Below are 15,483 nucleotides of genomic sequence, written 5' to 3'. Positions count from 1 at the left end.
AAGCGATCAACTCGCATCAGATCGATCGTCATCAAATTCCATGAATAAATTATTGAGCGATTCAGCGTATAAAGGATGCGCAAACATCATATTCCTGATGGTACTGTAATCTATCTTTCCGAGCATCGCCATCTGCAAAACAGACATCACTTCCCCTCCTTCTTCCCCGAGGATAGCCGCCCCCAGGATCTGTCCGGTACCAGCGTCAACTACCGCCTTCATTAAACCTCTTTCATCTCCCGTTTCGATTGCACGTGCCACACGGGACATCGGCATGCAGGCTACCTTAATGTTGAATCCCTTTGCACGGGCTTCCGCCTCTGTCATCCCTATCCTACCCAACTGCGGATCAATGAACATACAATAAGGGACTAAACGTTCCGTGCTTTGCTTCTCGCCCCGAAGCAAATTCCGCAACAGTATTAGATGGTCGTTATAAGCCACATGTGTAAACTCCGGTCCACCTTTCACATCTCCTATCGCGTAGATTCCTTCCGCTGACGTCTCGAGATACTCATTTACAATGATATATCCCTGGTCATCAGTCTTCACCCCGGCAGAAGGCAGATTAAGATCCATGCTATTGGGAAGTCTTCCGGCAGCGACGAGCAAATGACTACAAGATACACTTCGCAGTTCCGGGCCGACCTCGAATGAGACCTTCAGCTCATCCCCATCGCGCACCACTGCCCTTGTTTCCGCACGACAGATAATCCGTATTCCTTCCAGTTCCAACAGCTTCTTCACCTCATCGCTGATATCAGTATCCTCTTGGTCCAGTAAGCGATCTCCTAAATTCAAAATGGTCACGTCAGAGCCAAAGCGCCTGTACATCTGACCAAATTCCAGGGCGATATACCCTCCGCCAATGATCAGGAGATGTGCCGGTATTTCCTTCAAATCCATCAAAGTGGTAGAAGTAAGGTATCCACTTTCAGCAATACCTGCGATATCAGGTATATCCTGTTTAGTGCCTGTGCTGATAAAGATCTTTGAGGCCTTCATGAGGGATATGCCTCCCGAGTTGAGTTTCGTTTCTATGACATTTCTTTCCCTGAATGAAGCCTGTCCCCAAATCAATTCCAGATTATCTGTTGCCTCTAACCCATCCTGAGCACTATCACGGAAAAGATCCACTACATCCGATTTTCGCTTTATTATTGCTTTTATATCAATCTCCTTCAGTTCCGCTATCAATCCCCATTCTTTCGCGCGTCGGATCGTATGGATTGCCTTAGCTGACGCAATCATGGTCTTCGACGGTGTGCAGCCTACATTAACACAAGTTCCTCCTACATAACTCTTCTCCACTAAGGCAGTCTTCCACCCTGCTTTAGCCAGTTTTTTTGCCAAAGGCGTACCTCCCTGACCTGAACCAATAACAATCGCATCGTATATCTTCATAAAACCGGAATAAGGCGGCATCAAATGAACGTCCGCATGGATAAAACAAATGACTCCCGTTATGTTTGAAATATAGCCGTTACAGTCCTTAAGCCGCAGGCATTCTGACGAATAAATCTTAAAACTTGCTTTCCTGAAACCGTCAAAAGCAACAGGCTATCGGAGGCCTTCATCCGTCATACGGATAGATACCAGAGACTTGAAACAGAACGGGTTGCAGATTGTTCTTCAATAAAAACACCACCATGAAAGCAACAACAGCAATCTTAATAGCGACGCTATACTTGCTCGCTTTTATTATTTCCATCCACACACAGGTGTCAGAAAGTCTGGTATACTTTCTATTCGCATTCTCGCCTGTTGTACTAATCTGGCTCGCCATTACGGTACTGAAAGATAAAAGCGAAGAGTATCCTGAGATGGATGAAGAACAGGAATGGGGATATTTCCACAAATAGTAATGAGGTATGTTCCACCTTATTCCACCTGAACCTTACTTCAACCCTCCATCCCGACCAACACATGGATTGCAGCTATTTTCCGGTAATTACCTTACGATGTTCCAATCCCCATTCTGCCAGGTTATCAATGATATTTTTTAATGTCATACCATATTCAGATAGTTGGTATTGAACGGAAACCGGCTGTGTCTCCAGTACAGTTCGCTTTACCAGTTTATTGATTTCCAGCTCTTTCAATTCCTTACTCAACATTTTGTTCGAAATTCCCGGGATATCGTTTAAAATATCTGAAAACCGCCTTTTGTTATAATAACAAATAGATGAAATGATCGATATTTTCCATTTACCATTCAGCACGTCCATCGCATCGTGGACCGCCATAATCTCCTTTTTGTGCCCCAACTGGCAATGATTCTCCGTCATAAGTTACTTTGTTACCCAAAGGTTACTGTTACTTTTAGTTACAAAGTAACCAAAATAAATTGATTCACTATACCTTTACAGCGTAAACAATTAAGAAAAGTATGGACTTTAAAAATAAGAATGTTGTAATTACCGGGGGAACTACCGGTATTGGATATGCAACAGCAAAAGCATTCGCGAAAGCAGGGGCAACCGTTTGGATAACAGGCAGAAATGCCGGAAACCTCCAAAAAGCATCAGCTGAAATAAACAGCTCGGCACTGCACACCGTTGTATCTGACACTTCCAAACTCGCAGACATTGCTATTCTCGAAAAAGCTGTAGCAGATTCAGGAAAAAAGATCGATGTCCTTTTTCTGAACGCCGGTATTGCCACATTTGAGCCGATAGAAAAAGTCAGTGAGGCTAATTTCGATGCACAATTCAACACCAACGTAAAGGGGCATTTCTTTACATTGCAAAAGCTACTACCGCATCTGGCAGAGGGGGCATCAGTCCTATTCACATCTTCAACGGTAGCAACGGCTGCTAATCTTGGTGCCAGTGTGTATTCCGCAACGAAGGGGGCAGTGAATAAAATCGCTCAAATCGCGGCAAACGAACTGGCCGGACGGAAAATTCGTGTCAACATCGTTAGCCCGGGGCCCGTGAGAACACCTGGTTTAGAAAACGCTGTACCATCCGAAGCAAAAGACTTCTTAGCAGGTGCTACAGCTTTACAAAGATTGGGTAATCCTGATGAAATTGCAAAAACCGTACTATTCCTGGCCTCTGATGCCGCAAGCTTTATCACCGGAACAGAAATTGTAGCTGATGGCGGTTATCTTAATTATGCAATGAAATAATTTGCGACATGTTTCTACAGCTAAAAGAAGCAGAAGCGGCAGGCGCCACCTCTGCTTCTTTCAAAGAGCCGATCATTACTTACTGTCTACTCCTGTCCTTAGCTAATTGTATCAACGTTATTACCGAGGTTGCGGTAGTTAATCTTTTCCTGAGGATTAGTTCCATTCAGATACTCTTCCACATTGGTGTAGCCATCACCGTCGGTATCCAAAGCACCATCTTTCGGGTTCTTGGGATCAAGTTTGTACTTTCTTTCCCACTCATCCGGCATGCCGTCTCCATCTGTATCTACAGGTACCTTCGCTGGGTCGTATGACAAAGCCGGATATCCGCCAACTTCCGATATATCTTTGATGATACCCGTTTGAGTCATCGTCTTTCCTGTGCGGACCATCTCTGTAACGCGTTTGTCAACAGCATCACGTTTAGGTAAAGTAGCACCTGCCTTCGCCAATACAGACTCAAAGGCGGCTCCGGCTGTCTGGTGTGGCGCCACAGGCCATCCTTCAAATGCCGTATTTACACGGGCGAGGTTTTCCGGCCCGCGCATACCTGCCCAGTTATTATTGGTTACCTCCTGGTTATCGTGCATAACATTGCCCGCAACATACCATTTTCCAGGACGATTAGCTGCTTTAGGATACCAATCTCCTTCTTTCCAGGCACTGCCAGGAGAATACATACTACGCTGTTCAATCCGGGCGAACACCCCACGCATATTTTCGTTAGTGGCAGGCCCCGGTCTGAAATAATTATTAATCAGGTTGATCATAGAGGTTTCATCTCCGCCATCTATGGAGCGGTGGCGCCAGTTAAAAACAACATTATACCGGAAATCAAACGGGCCTGACATCCCTATGGATGGATTCCGGGCAGTATTGCTTGCGAAAAGGTTATGGTGAAATGTCGAAGGATTTCCTCCCCAGGTACCTCCAAACGCATGCCCTCTGGCATCTAACGCTTCGCTGGTTATAGTCCATTGAATGGTTATGTTTTGCGCGGGATCTTTTATCTGTGTCTTTCCGTCGAGTGACGGTCTCATCGTCCGGTATAGTGAGATATTTTCATCCATCCCCCAGCTAGTGGAACAATGGTCGATAATGATGTGGTGTTGCGGATTCCCCCCGATGTTATCGTCCCCTTGTCCGCCGGTAGGAACACCTCTGCGTACCCGAAGGTGACGAATAACCACATTATGCGTGTTGATGTTTAAGGTACCGGCAATACAAATACCGTCGCCGGGAGCAGACTGCCCAGCAATAGTGATGTAAGGATCGTTGATATTCAGGTCGGTACTGGCTTTCAACGTCCCGGCAACCCGGAAGACGACAATACGGGGCCCTTTCGCTTCCAAGGCTGCCCTGAGGCTGCCTGGCCCGTTATCATTAAGGTTGGTAACTGCGATGACCTTGCCCCCGCGTCCTCCTACCGTAAACATTCCACCACCCCATGCGCCCGGGAATGCCGGAATAACAGCTTCTGGCAGCCGCGGCGGATGCGGAGGTATTTGTCCCGCTTCTGCTTGCCCGTTTGCCTGGCCGACGCCCTGCGCATTCGCATACGGAGATGATGCAATAAAGGCAAGCAAAAGCAAGCCTCCCGAAACATTCCGAAAAAATCTTTGTGCATTCTCTTTCATTCTTAAGTCTTATTAGTCCTACTTAAACCGATTAGTAAATGGTTATTTTTTCAAGATATCAATAAGGTTTTAGCTATACCATGAAAACCCGCCGAATGTGGTAATAAGCAATCTGAAAGTGGAAATATTCTAACTGAATGAATAACTTACCTACGTTCAATACGGTACCAATCATTGTCCGAGCATCTATCTGCAACTGTCAAATCAGAACTTAATGTAACTACCATGTAATTTCGGTGCTACCGCAAAATCTGGGGTTTTGCCTCCAGGAGGTATTTGTAAGAGATTGGGTGGACGATACCTTACTGCAGGGATCATTTTTCTTAACTTTGCCAAACACCTTTAATCCCAATCATGCGTCTACTAAAACTTTCGATACCTTTTCTTTCTCTCCTAATTGCTTGCAACAACAATAAAACAAATGAAAATAACAGCACAGACAGCCTGACTACTGCTTCTCTAAGCAGTAAAGAATTTGCGCTGGCCTACCGGGATGGCGATAATATTGTAGTCACCAGCATCGACACCATGAAACAGGTATCTTTTGGTGGTGCAACGGATCCGGCTATATCTCCGGACGGCAAAAAGCTCGCTTACACGATTAGTGACAGTGCCGGGCACCGCAGCATCTGGGTGGCAGACCTCGAACATAAGACCCAGGCACAGTTGCCTGTAGATAACGATAACTACTACCAGGCAATGTGGTCACCAGGTGGAAACAAGATCGCATTTAGCATTTTCGACAAAGAGAACCGCTGGAAAGTGGGTGTAATGAATACAGATCATTCTGGTTACCAGATATTGGACAGCAAGTCGCCGATCGACGTTTATTCACCTACATGGAAAAATGAACAGGAACTGGTCGGGCACGATTTAACTAACCTCTATACGTTAGATCTTTCCGGTAAGGTAATCGACACACAACCTTTGGCAGACTTAATCGGAAAAGAACTATCCCTTTCCAGCAGCAACCGTTTCTTCTATACGAAAGACGGTAAAAAACTTATTTTCAACGCAGGTAACCCGGATGTAGTGAAGAACGGAGCAGGTCCTAATGAGGCCGTTTATGTATTAGATCTGATGAGTAAAGAAACATCCAGGATTTCTCCTGAAGGTTTTAATGTACCGTCTTTGTACGTTACGGCTGATGATCAGATTTTCTACAGCGCTTCAAAAACTTCAGATTCCATTTTCAAAATATATACAGCGGATTTAGGTGGCACTATTAGATTGATAGTTGAAAAAGGAATGAGCCCAACTGGCGCGCTGAAATGATCTATTACTTTCTTTGCCCAGACGGGGGTCAGAAGAAATGGTTTGGTATTTATCATATTTGTTAGGTTAATTTATTAGACCGACAGTTGGTAAGGGGCTTTCTTAACAACAGAGTAAAAACAACGATGCCCAGGAGTTTTCAAAATGCAGAATAAGAACAACGGTAGGCTAAACATAACCCCGGATAGCCAGGGAACCCTCGTGCTTAAAGGGGTTGAATTGCCAGCTCTTCACATAAGTACCGTATCCGGTCTATACAAGGGCCCGCAATCTGACCTTACAGATCACACTCCTCCCTACCCAGCATACATCCTTGTGAACGAAGGCAGCTTTTCATACTATCACGCACCTGATGTCAACGTAGACGTCCGACAAAATAAAGAAGGGCTTTCGGTCAAATGTTCTTGCATGGATTCACTGCGGGAGTGTTGTTATCACCAGATACAGGTGCTGTTAAGTCTGATAGATAAAGAAGATTACCGCATCTTTTTCGATAACGAACGGAGGCACATTAAGCTTCAAAAAATCGCTGAAGACTTTGGACTGGAGAAAGAGCAGGAATTGGAGCGCTTCTTTCACATGGAATTCAGTAACGGAAAACTCTCAGTAAAACCCACTTTGCAAAATCTGCTGCCAGTTAGCGGCACGCACTTGCAAACTTATCAGACACTCTTTAAACATTCTACGCCCGATGTATCCTCCAAGCTGAACGAGTCGGCGTCATTACAAAGAATAGTTGTATTAAAACGGCATAAATACTACGGACATTTGCTCGTGGAATTGCTTGAAGCCTCTCTTACCAAAGAAGGCAGGGTTAAAAACCCCTTGAAACCTGCCAACCCTCTTGAGATGATCTGGGAAACGGACCATGCAGAAGAAATAAAATTCTATACGGCATTATCAAAGTTCCAAAGCAATATCGACCCGGGAATCAGTCAAACGACCATCCGCTGTTTGAAGGCTATCGTCAGAAACCCGCTTGAACTTCCGTTCTATCTCCACGACAGCGACATCGCTGAAAACGTGAGCAGTATTTCGCTCATACCGATACGCATCAGCAAACAAACTGTAAAGGAAATTTCCCTAACTATTCAGCAAACGAACCAGTTCTATGAGCTCTCCGGCAGCCTTCTCATCGAAGGCATTCCAAGGGATATCGCTGCATTGACCATCAAACACTCCTGCTTTGTACAATCAGACGATGCATTGCACCTCATCGAAGATCAAAACACGCTGGATGTAATCAATTTTCTTAAAAAGAAAGGCAGTAACCCACTGATCCACCGTTCCAGATTCAGCGACTTCCGAAAATTCCTGCTGGAGAAACAGGAGGAGCGTATTCCTATTACGTATACCTTCATTCCCGAAGCTTCCGATAAACAGAAAGTAGAAGCCGGTTTCGATACTGAACCAGAAAAAATCATATTCTTGTCTGACTTTGGACAGCACGTTATGGTCATTCCTGTCATCCGGTACGGTGAGGTCGAAATACCTGTACGCTCTCAAAAGCAGATCTTCGGCCAGGACAAAAAGGGCAGTCCGTTTCTGGTACAGCGAAACAAGGAAGCGGAACTGCAGTTCATCTCCTTACTAATTAAACAACATCCGAGCTTAGAAGAGCAGCTGGACAACGGGCTTCAGTATTTCGATATTCATAAACGGCACTTTCTAAATGAACACTGGTTTCTCCCCGTATTTGAGGAATGGCGAAGCTTGGGTATAACCATCCTCGGCTTCAATGAAATTAGCGGCAACAAATTGAACGCTCATACCATAAAGGTTTCTGTAAAGATATTAAGCGGTATCAACTGGTTTAGCTCCTTAATTAAAGTGAGCTTCGGTAAAAAGCAAGCCTCCTTGAAACATATCCATAAGGCCATCCGCAGTAAAACCAAATATGTACAGCTGGATGACGGAACACTCGGGATCCTGCCACATGAATGGATAGAGAAATTTTCAGCTTACTTCCACGCAGGCGAAATCATGGACCATGAAACACTCCGCATCGCCAGAACTAATTTCGATACTGTTGCAGAACTCTATGAAGAACCCTGGTTTAGCATGGATGCCAAACGCGAGATTAATCATTTACAGGAAACGTTCACTAACTTTTCCGGCATCTATCCGGTCGACGTGCCGCAAGATCTTAAGACCGACTTACGTGACTATCAGAAAAACGGCCTCAACTGGCTGAACTTTCTGGATGACTTCAACTTCGGAGGTTGCCTGGCAGATGATATGGGCCTGGGCAAGACGATTCAAATCATCGCCTTCATCCTGATGCAGAAAGCCAAGACCAGGAACAACACCAATCTGCTGGTCGTACCTACGTCCGTACTTTTCAACTGGTCTGCAGAGGTGGAAAAATTCGCCCCCTCTCTGAGATTGCTTACGTTTTACGGACCAAATAGAAAAAAAGATCAAGGCCACTTTGATCAATACGATATCGTATTAACTTCCTATGGTACATTGGTATCCGATATTAACACGCTAAAAAAGCACACTTTTAACTATGTCTTCCTTGATGAGTCGCAGAACATCAAGAACCCTGGCTCACAGCGTTACAAGGCAGCAACGCAGCTTCAGTCACGAAACAGGGTGGCTATAACCGGTACGCCCATCGAAAACAACACTTTTGATCTATATGGCCAGCTGTCATTCGCTTGTCCGGGTCTTCTGGGCAACAAGCAGTATTTTAAGGATATCTATTCCACCCCTATCGATAAATTTAAGGTTAGCAAGCGTGCGAATGAATTGCGGGAAAGGATCAAACCCTTCATCCTGAGACGGACCAAAGAGCAGGTGGCGACAGAACTTCCGGAAAAAACGGAGATGGTCGTCTATTGTGAGATGAACGAGGAACAGCGAAAAGTGTACGCCGCCTATGAGAAGGAGTTCAGGGAATTTATCTCTGCGCTGGATGAGCAGGAACTTCCCAAAAGTTCTGTCCACATTCTGAAAGGACTCACCATGCTGAGACAGATCTGCAACTCTCCTGAATTACTGAAAGGCAACCGGGTAAAGGGCGACTCCTCCTGCAAGATTGACGAAATACTGGAACAAATCGAGTCGAAAGCACCAAGGCATAAAATTCTGGTTTTCTCACAATTCGTCGGCATGCTTGATCTGATTAAGAGGGAGCTTAACAAACGAAACTTAAAATACGCTTACCTTACCGGACAAACACGTAACAGAAAAGCGGAAGTAGAATCGTTTGAAAACAATGCGGAAATCCGGATATTTCTCATCAGTCTGAAAGCCGGAGGTACCGGATTAAATTTAACCGCTGCAGACTACGTCTATCTGGTAGACCCCTGGTGGAATCCTGCTGTTGAAAACCAGGCGATAGATCGTTGTCATAGAATCGGACAACAAAATAACATCGTTGCTGTCCGGTTAATCTGTAAAGACACCATTGAAGAAAAGATCATGAACCTGCAAGTCTCTAAAAAGAACCTTGCGAACAACCTCATAAAAGCCGACGGTCCCGGAATGAAAGCGCTCAAAAAAACGGATCTGTTGTCGCTGCTAACAAACCCCTAGCTGAAACACCCGGCCATATGGGATAAGCGGCGATCATTACACCAATGAATACCTGCTATTGCAGGGCATCTTCATCTCTCCGGGGAGGGGCCTCCGCCATCTCGCGACTGAAACGCAAACCCGGACTCAACCAATACATGAGCACTACTCTCGAATACCGATAATTGAAGGGAGCCAAAATGATAGCACCGGAAAAGAGCACAATCAGATACAGCCAGGGGTTTTCCAGATTTCCCGTAAGCAAGTAGGTCGCCACTCCCAATATAACCAGTTCCGCTACGTTAAATGCATAACTCACAAACATCGCCACATAAAAATAGCCCGGCTCCCGCTCATACACCAAATGGCAGTGCGAACACCTCTTGTGCATGGTTTGGCTCTTAAAACCGTACATGGGACCGTCAAAGAGGTCCCCGCGCCGACATCTCGGACACTTACATTTAAGGGCGGCCGCAAATTCAGAAATCGGCTTATATTGATGATTGGATTCTACTTTGTTCATTTTTTTCTTTCTTGAATATTTTTTTTCTAAACTCCTCGGGGCTCGTACCCGTATATTTTTTGAAGAATCTGGAAAAGTACGAGTTATCACTAAAATTAAGTTGATCAGCTATCTCAGATATACTGAGATTCAGATTGACCAATAGCCTCTTCGATTCCAACATCACTCTCTTCCTGATAAGTTCTCCGGCTGAAAACCCGAGCGTATCGTTACATAGAGCATTTAAATGATTTGGTGTTATATACAAGAGGTCCGCATACTCTTTCGGAAGGCGGAGCTCGTTAAAATGCTTATCGATCAAAAGCCTGAAATTCCTCAGCAGAATCTGATTATATGTCGAGGCCACAGGAACATCGTGTTCTGTGATCGTTCTTGATACGCCAATGAAAATCTGCAGAAGAAGTGTACGCAATAAGTCGCTGCCAAACCTTCCCTGATGATTAAACTCTAGCAATATCTGTTCAAAAACAGCGCCAAGATGCTGCTGTTTAGATAATGGAATGTCGATAACTGCCTGACTTAATGAACCGTTGAAGAAGACGAAGTTTTCCAGATAGTCTGGCCTTAACAGAAACGATTGAAAAAAAGAGGTCGAGAAATTTATAACATACCCATCTACCACTCCTTGGAAATCCCAGCTATGTACTTGCCCCGGGATCATGAAATATATCTGATACGGCCTTACCTCAAAGTTTTCGAAGTCTATGGCATGAGTTCCTCTCCCCTTTGTAAACAGTACAATGTGATAAAAGTTATGTCTGTGGGGATAATGTAAGTGATGATGCGCCTGGGCGTATTCCGCGAATCTGCTCACCAGGATATCGCTCTCTCCCGATTCCGAGATTGAACTAATATCATAGATGGGTATCGATTGTTTCATCAGATACAAATCTAAGTACTATAAATTCAATATTAGTGGTACTTTTTACTGATTCAATGGTACCATTTCCTGAAAGGCCAGTTAACATACTACCTCCGAATCTGAAACGTTATATCAACGGAGTCGAGAATGAAGTTGCGAGAATTACACACACACATCATTTACAAATTTATAGTTGCATTTTTTGCCGGGACTGTATTGCACACCGCCGATGTTTCAGCGCAAATTGTATTGGAAAACATACCGGTTGGGGTAAGACCTGCGGAGTATCATATCGCTGTGGTTCAAGACAAGCGAACGAATAAAGAACCTATTGCCAGGCTACTGGCTAGCTCCCAGGCAAATAAAATGATTTCAAAGCAAGCTGATTTGCAAGGGGGACCGGCTACCGCAATCAGTCGCTATTTGGACAGGAACCTGGCGAAAAATAAATCGCTAACCGCTGTTGTTCTAGGTATTGAAGAGCTAAATATCAGGGAAACTGTACTTGCAAACGGTAACGTGAGCGGCAAGGTAACGCTCAAAGCCTCCTTCGGACTCCCCAAAAATTATGGAGTAGCACCTCTTGTTACAACCCAGTACGCGGTCAATTACGTAAGATCGCCTAATATTACCCCCCAGATAGAGGGCTATCTGAGAAGTCTCCTCAAGTCGAGCCTCGTTTATTTCAACACCTGGATGAACTCAAATGCCGACACCGACCCCCGGCTTGCCCGGAGCGTAAAGTTTACCTTTTCTGATTACACCGAAAAAACAGAAGGCGATACCATTTACTATTCGTCTAAACGAAAACTCAGATGGGATGATTTTCAGTCGCGTAATATCTCTTCAAATAAATATCAGGCGCTTGTCATGCCGGGCATCGGCTATAATCAGGACGCTAAAATTATAAACGGCGTAGTACATGTCCATATAGCTGTAAAGGCATACCTCCCCAAGAGTGCGGCCTGGTCGAGAACAACAGGCAGGGACGCCTATACCCTGAACCACGAACAACGCCACTTCGACATCGTCAAGATCATTTCTGAACAGTTTAAAGAAAAAGTAAAGAACGCAGATCTGCAACCTGATACTTATGACGCGTTCCTGAATATGCAATATCTGGACTCCTTTCGCGACATGCACGCCATGCAAAAAGCTTACGATAAAGAAACGTCCCATGGACTCAACAGGATCGCTCAAGCCTCATGGGACGAAAAAATAGACAAGCTGCTCGGGTCCACGCCCTAGGATTCTATCTCTTTCTTTTAGCCAGCAGTTCAAAGAGCAACTCCGGCTCATTGGTAGTAATATAGTCCGCTTTATTATCTAACATCCATAGCAGATCTTCTTCCTTATTAACCGTCCAGCCATTGATCGTCAAACCGAAACGATGAGCCTCTTCAAACAAAGCCGGGTTTGCCTTATAAACCGCAAAATTGTAATCGGCACCCGCAAACTTATCTTCTTTAAGCTTCGCTGCAGAAACCGCCCCATCACCAGAAGCGAGGAAGGCGACTGCAGCTTTCGGGTCAAGCTCCAGTATGCGCTTAAGAGAGCCATAATGGAAGCTGATATATTCAATCCATTCGGTAGCTTTCATATCATGAACCATCTTAACTGCTGCCTCCGTTAGCCTCATCATCTCCTCCTCTGTTTTAGCAGGCTTCAATTCCAGAATCAGCTTCGTTTTTTTCTGTTTCATTCCCTCTTTTAGAAAAGCCTCCAATGTAGGTATGCTTTCGCCATTCGGAAGTTTTTTAACCAACAACTCTTTATAGGTGGAGCTAGAGATGTCCATCCCATAGAAGTCCGCATCATGATTTACAACAATGACGCCGTCCCGGGTCATGTGTACATCAAATTCCGATCCGTAACAATCAAGTCGTATAGCTTCCTTTAGCGATGCGATTGAATTTTCCGGATAATTGTTCTTTTTAAATGCTCCCCGATGGGCAATCACAGGATTCTGGTTCCATTTCATGGTTTGTGCCTGACTGGCAAAAGAAATAATCATTAAAAAAAACAAAGCGAAATATACTTTCATAATACGGTACTTATATAATGTTTTTACCAACCTGCATGAGTGCGGCCTTAGCCGGCAATATTACAAGATATGGATTGGCTAAAGATAAAGTATATGTTAAAATAAAACTAACATCAGATGTTTAAAACCTTTTTTCCAGATTTGTATTGCACTGTAAAAAGATTAGTAAAACATGAAATGGAATCCCTCAGATAGCCGCTACGAACAAATGGTTTACAACCGTTGTGGAAAGAGCGGCCTCAAATTACCCGCTTTGTCCTTAGGCCTTTGGCACAACTTCGGCGAAGACGCCAAGCATGCCAATAAAAAAGCAATATGCAGAACAGCGTTCGACCTCGGCATCACCCATTTTGATCTCGCCAATAACTATGGCCCCCCTCCGGGAAGCGCGGAAACGGCCTTCGGTCAGATCTTGAAAGATGACTTTGCCGGTTATCGTGATGAACTGGTTATCTCTACCAAAGCGGGTTATAATATGTGGCCGGGACCATACGGCGAGTGGGGAAGCCGAAAATACCTGATCTCAAGCTGCGATCAAAGTCTGAAGAGAATGGGGCTTGACTATGTAGATATATTTTACTCCCACCGGTTTGATCCGGATACTCCCCTGGAAGAGACGATGATGGCACTTGATCACATCGTGCGCTCTGGTCGGGCACTTTATGTTGGCTTATCGTCCTATAATTCCAAACGAACCAGGGAGGCCGTGGCTATCTTGAAAGAACTGGGCACGCCATGCCTGATCCACCAGCCAAGCTATTCGATGCTAAACAGATGGATTGAAGAAGACGGACTTATTGATACGCTGGAAGATCTCGGCATAGGATCGATCGTTTTCTCACCACTCGCTCAGGGAATGCTGACAGACAAATACCTGAACGAAATACCTGAAGGTAGCCGTGCCAATCAGCATAAGTCGCTCAATCCAGACTTCCTGAATGAAGACACGCTCAGCAATATCCGGGCATTGAACGATATAGCTCAAGGCCGCGGGCAGACGTTGGCACAGATGGCTATTTCCTGGGTGCTTCGGAATGGCAGAGTCACCTCGGCGTTGATCGGTGCTAGTCGGCCACAGCAAGTTGAAGATTGCGTAAAAGCTCTGGAAAAGCCTGATTTCACCGAAACTGAACTGGCGGAAATCGACAAATATGCGATCGATTCTTCGATAAACATTTGGGCAAAGTCGGCAGAACGGGCTTAGTCGGCAATAACGCCTCTCATGATCCGTTTGCAAGCGTGTCCTTTCTAAGCCTTTCCGCGTTTAAAGGAGACACGCTTGCCTGTTAAATCTCCCGGTGCCTCACTATCCGGCTTAATCTTGGGTATACTCCTGGCGATATTCTTCGAAATCGCCTTTTTCGTTTCACCCCTGACTTTTCTAGCCAGCTCCCTGATCAGTCTGTTGCCTTCATAACCAATAAGTACCATATTCGGCCACCGCTGCGGGGGTATTCCGGTTAATGCCTGATCCATTGGTTCTCCGGGGAGTTCCCCTACTTCTTCTGCTGCATAAGCGGCAATCAACGCGCCAGGACTGAATTCCCTGGAGTTTAGCAATGTACTTTCGTTGTCCCTTGATATACCGCTATAGGCCATCAGCGTCATGCTTAGTAACAGGATCTGATCTTTGGGCGGCTCAGTTTGGAAGACGATCTGCTGCGCTTCTATCTTTTGATACTTATCGATCTCCACATCCCTGAACTCCAGATATTCGTAGTATTCCCTGCGGAAGTTGAAACCTATCAGGCTGAAGCGGACACGGTACCGACTGGTTTGCTTCAGTATCCAGGAAGGCGGACGAATAGCGGCCTTAGCCTCTATGGCTGCCAGAGAGACCACTATCTTACCCTGCCCGTCCCGGCTCACCTGATGACTAACCTGGAACACCTCGCTCAGCCTGCTTTTGATATTAAACTCCATCCCTGTCAAAAAGCTCAGGTCTCCGTCATGCAGGTCGCGATGCCCCCTGAAGCCGGTGAGGCTATTACGAATACTGCGATACACCAGCTGTGTACAGCGGGCTGCCGCCTCTCCGTCCCGGTGAAGGTAGGACGGCATAAAAGCGGAGCGAATCACTCCTGCTGTCGAGCTCGACAGGCCAAACTCGGTAGCGGCCCTGATGCTTCCTTCAGTTTGTTTAAATTTTCGGGGTTTTCCCTGGATGATGTTTATGCCGCGATAATTGCGGTATACTAAGGAACCTGCCATTCCGCTTACCATCCCTTTGCTGTTTACTTTTGCCATCATCTTATAATTTGGAAGGCAATATAGAACGGCAAAGAGCACATGACGATTTTTTTGCCAAAATCGACCAAATTTTCCTTAAATGATACCATTTCGCACAATCCCATGCATTAACCTCGCGCTAAATGACTCCGTTAAGACCGCCTGCTAATCTCGTGATAAGTCCGACTTTCAAGTACCCAGGTCGGACTCATCACGGTAACTCCTGCGGTCATTCTCTGCCTGATAGCAAAGAAG

At 45.3% G+C, this 15,483-nt stretch carries 13 protein-coding genes; 6 read left to right on the top strand and 7 right to left on the bottom strand.

Annotated features, from left to right (window positions below):
* Positions 1–6: 6 nt before the first annotated feature.
* On the bottom strand, positions 7–1,404 hold the full coding sequence (locus ACKI5J_RS04170; protein WP_407426815.1) for a mercuric reductase: 1,398 nt from the start codon (positions 1,402–1,404) through the stop codon (positions 7–9).
* A 245-nt stretch (positions 1,405–1,649) separates the two neighbouring features.
* Here ACKI5J_RS04170 and ACKI5J_RS04165 point away from each other — a divergent pair, with 245 nt between their 5' ends.
* Positions 1,650–1,862, top strand: coding sequence for a hypothetical protein (locus ACKI5J_RS04165; protein ID WP_407426813.1), 213 nt, complete (start codon positions 1,650–1,652; stop codon positions 1,860–1,862).
* Between the two features lie 75 nt (positions 1,863–1,937).
* Here the strand turns inward: ACKI5J_RS04165 and ACKI5J_RS04160 are convergent, their stop codons facing one another.
* The gene (locus ACKI5J_RS04160) at positions 1,938–2,288 is read right to left on the bottom strand and encodes a winged helix-turn-helix transcriptional regulator (protein ID WP_407426811.1); all 351 of its coding nucleotides are present in this window, start codon (positions 2,286–2,288) and stop codon (positions 1,938–1,940) included.
* 101 nt (positions 2,289–2,389) lie between these two features.
* Here ACKI5J_RS04160 and ACKI5J_RS04155 point away from each other — a divergent pair, with 101 nt between their 5' ends.
* Entirely contained in the window at positions 2,390–3,133 is a 744-nt protein-coding gene (locus tag ACKI5J_RS04155) for an SDR family oxidoreductase (RefSeq protein WP_407426809.1), read from the top strand.
* Between the two features lie 98 nt (positions 3,134–3,231).
* Here ACKI5J_RS04155 and ACKI5J_RS04150 read toward each other — a convergent pair whose 3' ends face one another.
* The gene (locus ACKI5J_RS04150; protein WP_407426807.1) at positions 3,232–4,773 is read right to left on the bottom strand and encodes a polysaccharide lyase; all 1,542 of its coding nucleotides are present in this window, start codon (positions 4,771–4,773) and stop codon (positions 3,232–3,234) included.
* A gap of 354 nt (positions 4,774–5,127) precedes the next feature.
* Between ACKI5J_RS04150 and ACKI5J_RS04145 the strand changes: the two genes are divergently transcribed.
* Both ACKI5J_RS04145 and ACKI5J_RS04140 read left to right on the top strand, forming a co-directional pair.
* Positions 5,128–6,048, top strand: a complete 921-nt coding sequence (locus ACKI5J_RS04145; protein WP_407426805.1) for a TolB family protein — start codon at positions 5,128–5,130, stop codon at positions 6,046–6,048.
* A gap of 144 nt (positions 6,049–6,192) precedes the next feature.
* Positions 6,193–9,591, top strand: a complete 3,399-nt coding sequence (locus ACKI5J_RS04140; protein WP_407426803.1) for a DEAD/DEAH box helicase — start codon at positions 6,193–6,195, stop codon at positions 9,589–9,591.
* 55 nt (positions 9,592–9,646) lie between these two features.
* On the opposite strand, the gene ACKI5J_RS04135 is transcribed toward ACKI5J_RS04140, so the two are convergent.
* Both ACKI5J_RS04135 and ACKI5J_RS04130 read right to left on the bottom strand, forming a co-directional pair.
* A complete protein-coding gene (locus ACKI5J_RS04135) occupies positions 9,647–9,961 on the bottom strand; it encodes a hypothetical protein (protein ID WP_407426801.1) in 315 nt (104 codons plus the stop codon).
* A 100-nt stretch (positions 9,962–10,061) separates the two neighbouring features.
* A complete protein-coding gene (locus tag ACKI5J_RS04130) occupies positions 10,062–10,973 on the bottom strand; it encodes a helix-turn-helix domain-containing protein (protein ID WP_407426799.1) in 912 nt (303 codons plus the stop codon).
* A gap of 129 nt (positions 10,974–11,102) precedes the next feature.
* On the opposite strand from ACKI5J_RS04130, the gene ACKI5J_RS04125 reads away from it, so the two are divergent.
* On the top strand, positions 11,103–12,203 hold the full coding sequence (locus ACKI5J_RS04125; RefSeq protein ID WP_407426797.1) for a hypothetical protein: 1,101 nt from the start codon (positions 11,103–11,105) through the stop codon (positions 12,201–12,203).
* A 4-nt stretch (positions 12,204–12,207) separates the two neighbouring features.
* Here the strand turns inward: ACKI5J_RS04125 and ACKI5J_RS04120 are convergent, their stop codons facing one another.
* A complete protein-coding gene (locus ACKI5J_RS04120; RefSeq protein ID WP_407426795.1) occupies positions 12,208–12,999 on the bottom strand; it encodes a glycerophosphodiester phosphodiesterase in 792 nt (263 codons plus the stop codon).
* A 172-nt stretch (positions 13,000–13,171) separates the two neighbouring features.
* Here ACKI5J_RS04120 and mgrA point away from each other — a divergent pair, with 172 nt between their 5' ends.
* Positions 13,172–14,203 carry an L-glyceraldehyde 3-phosphate reductase gene (gene mgrA, locus ACKI5J_RS04115; protein WP_407426793.1) on the top strand — a complete coding sequence of 344 codons (1,032 nt, stop codon included), beginning with the start codon at positions 13,172–13,174 and terminating at the stop codon, positions 14,201–14,203.
* Between the two features lie 44 nt (positions 14,204–14,247).
* Here the strand turns inward: mgrA and ACKI5J_RS04110 are convergent, their stop codons facing one another.
* Positions 14,248–15,249 (bottom strand): hypothetical protein, encoded by a 1,002-nt coding sequence (locus ACKI5J_RS04110; RefSeq protein ID WP_407426791.1) that lies wholly within the window; start codon positions 15,247–15,249, stop codon positions 14,248–14,250.
* Positions 15,250–15,483 lie beyond the last annotated feature (234 nt).

Source organism: Arcticibacter sp. (assembly GCF_045629565.1).
GTDB lineage: Bacteria > Bacteroidota > Bacteroidia > Sphingobacteriales > Sphingobacteriaceae > Arcticibacter.
This window is presented reverse-complemented; position numbering and strand designations above follow the sequence as displayed.

Bases quoted from the DNA above. Each gene is read 5' to 3' on its own strand.
- ACKI5J_RS04120 (WP_407426795.1), bottom strand. From the start codon at position 12,999: ATGAAAGTATATTTCGCTTTGTTTTTTTTAATGATTATTTCTTTTGCC.
- ACKI5J_RS04130 (WP_407426799.1), bottom strand. From the start codon at position 10,973: ATGAAACAATCGATACCCATCTATGATATTAGTTCAATCTCGGAATCG.
- ACKI5J_RS04170 (WP_407426815.1), bottom strand. From the start codon at position 1,404: ATGAAGATATACGATGCGATTGTTATTGGTTCAGGTCAGGGAGGTACG.
- ACKI5J_RS04150 (WP_407426807.1), bottom strand. From the start codon at position 4,773: ATGAAAGAGAATGCACAAAGATTTTTTCGGAATGTTTCGGGAGGCTTG.
- ACKI5J_RS04125 (WP_407426797.1), top strand. From the start codon at position 11,103: ATGAAGTTGCGAGAATTACACACACACATCATTTACAAATTTATAGTT.
- mgrA (WP_407426793.1), top strand. From the start codon at position 13,172: ATGAAATGGAATCCCTCAGATAGCCGCTACGAACAAATGGTTTACAAC.
- ACKI5J_RS04165 (WP_407426813.1), top strand. From the start codon at position 1,650: ATGAAAGCAACAACAGCAATCTTAATAGCGACGCTATACTTGCTCGCT.
- ACKI5J_RS04160 (WP_407426811.1), bottom strand. From the start codon at position 2,288: ATGACGGAGAATCATTGCCAGTTGGGGCACAAAAAGGAGATTATGGCG.
- ACKI5J_RS04140 (WP_407426803.1), top strand. From the start codon at position 6,193: ATGCAGAATAAGAACAACGGTAGGCTAAACATAACCCCGGATAGCCAG.
- ACKI5J_RS04155 (WP_407426809.1), top strand. From the start codon at position 2,390: ATGGACTTTAAAAATAAGAATGTTGTAATTACCGGGGGAACTACCGGT.
- ACKI5J_RS04145 (WP_407426805.1), top strand. From the start codon at position 5,128: ATGCGTCTACTAAAACTTTCGATACCTTTTCTTTCTCTCCTAATTGCT.
- ACKI5J_RS04110 (WP_407426791.1), bottom strand. From the start codon at position 15,249: ATGATGGCAAAAGTAAACAGCAAAGGGATGGTAAGCGGAATGGCAGGT.
- ACKI5J_RS04135 (WP_407426801.1), bottom strand. From the start codon at position 9,961: ATGCACAAGAGGTGTTCGCACTGCCATTTGGTGTATGAGCGGGAGCCG.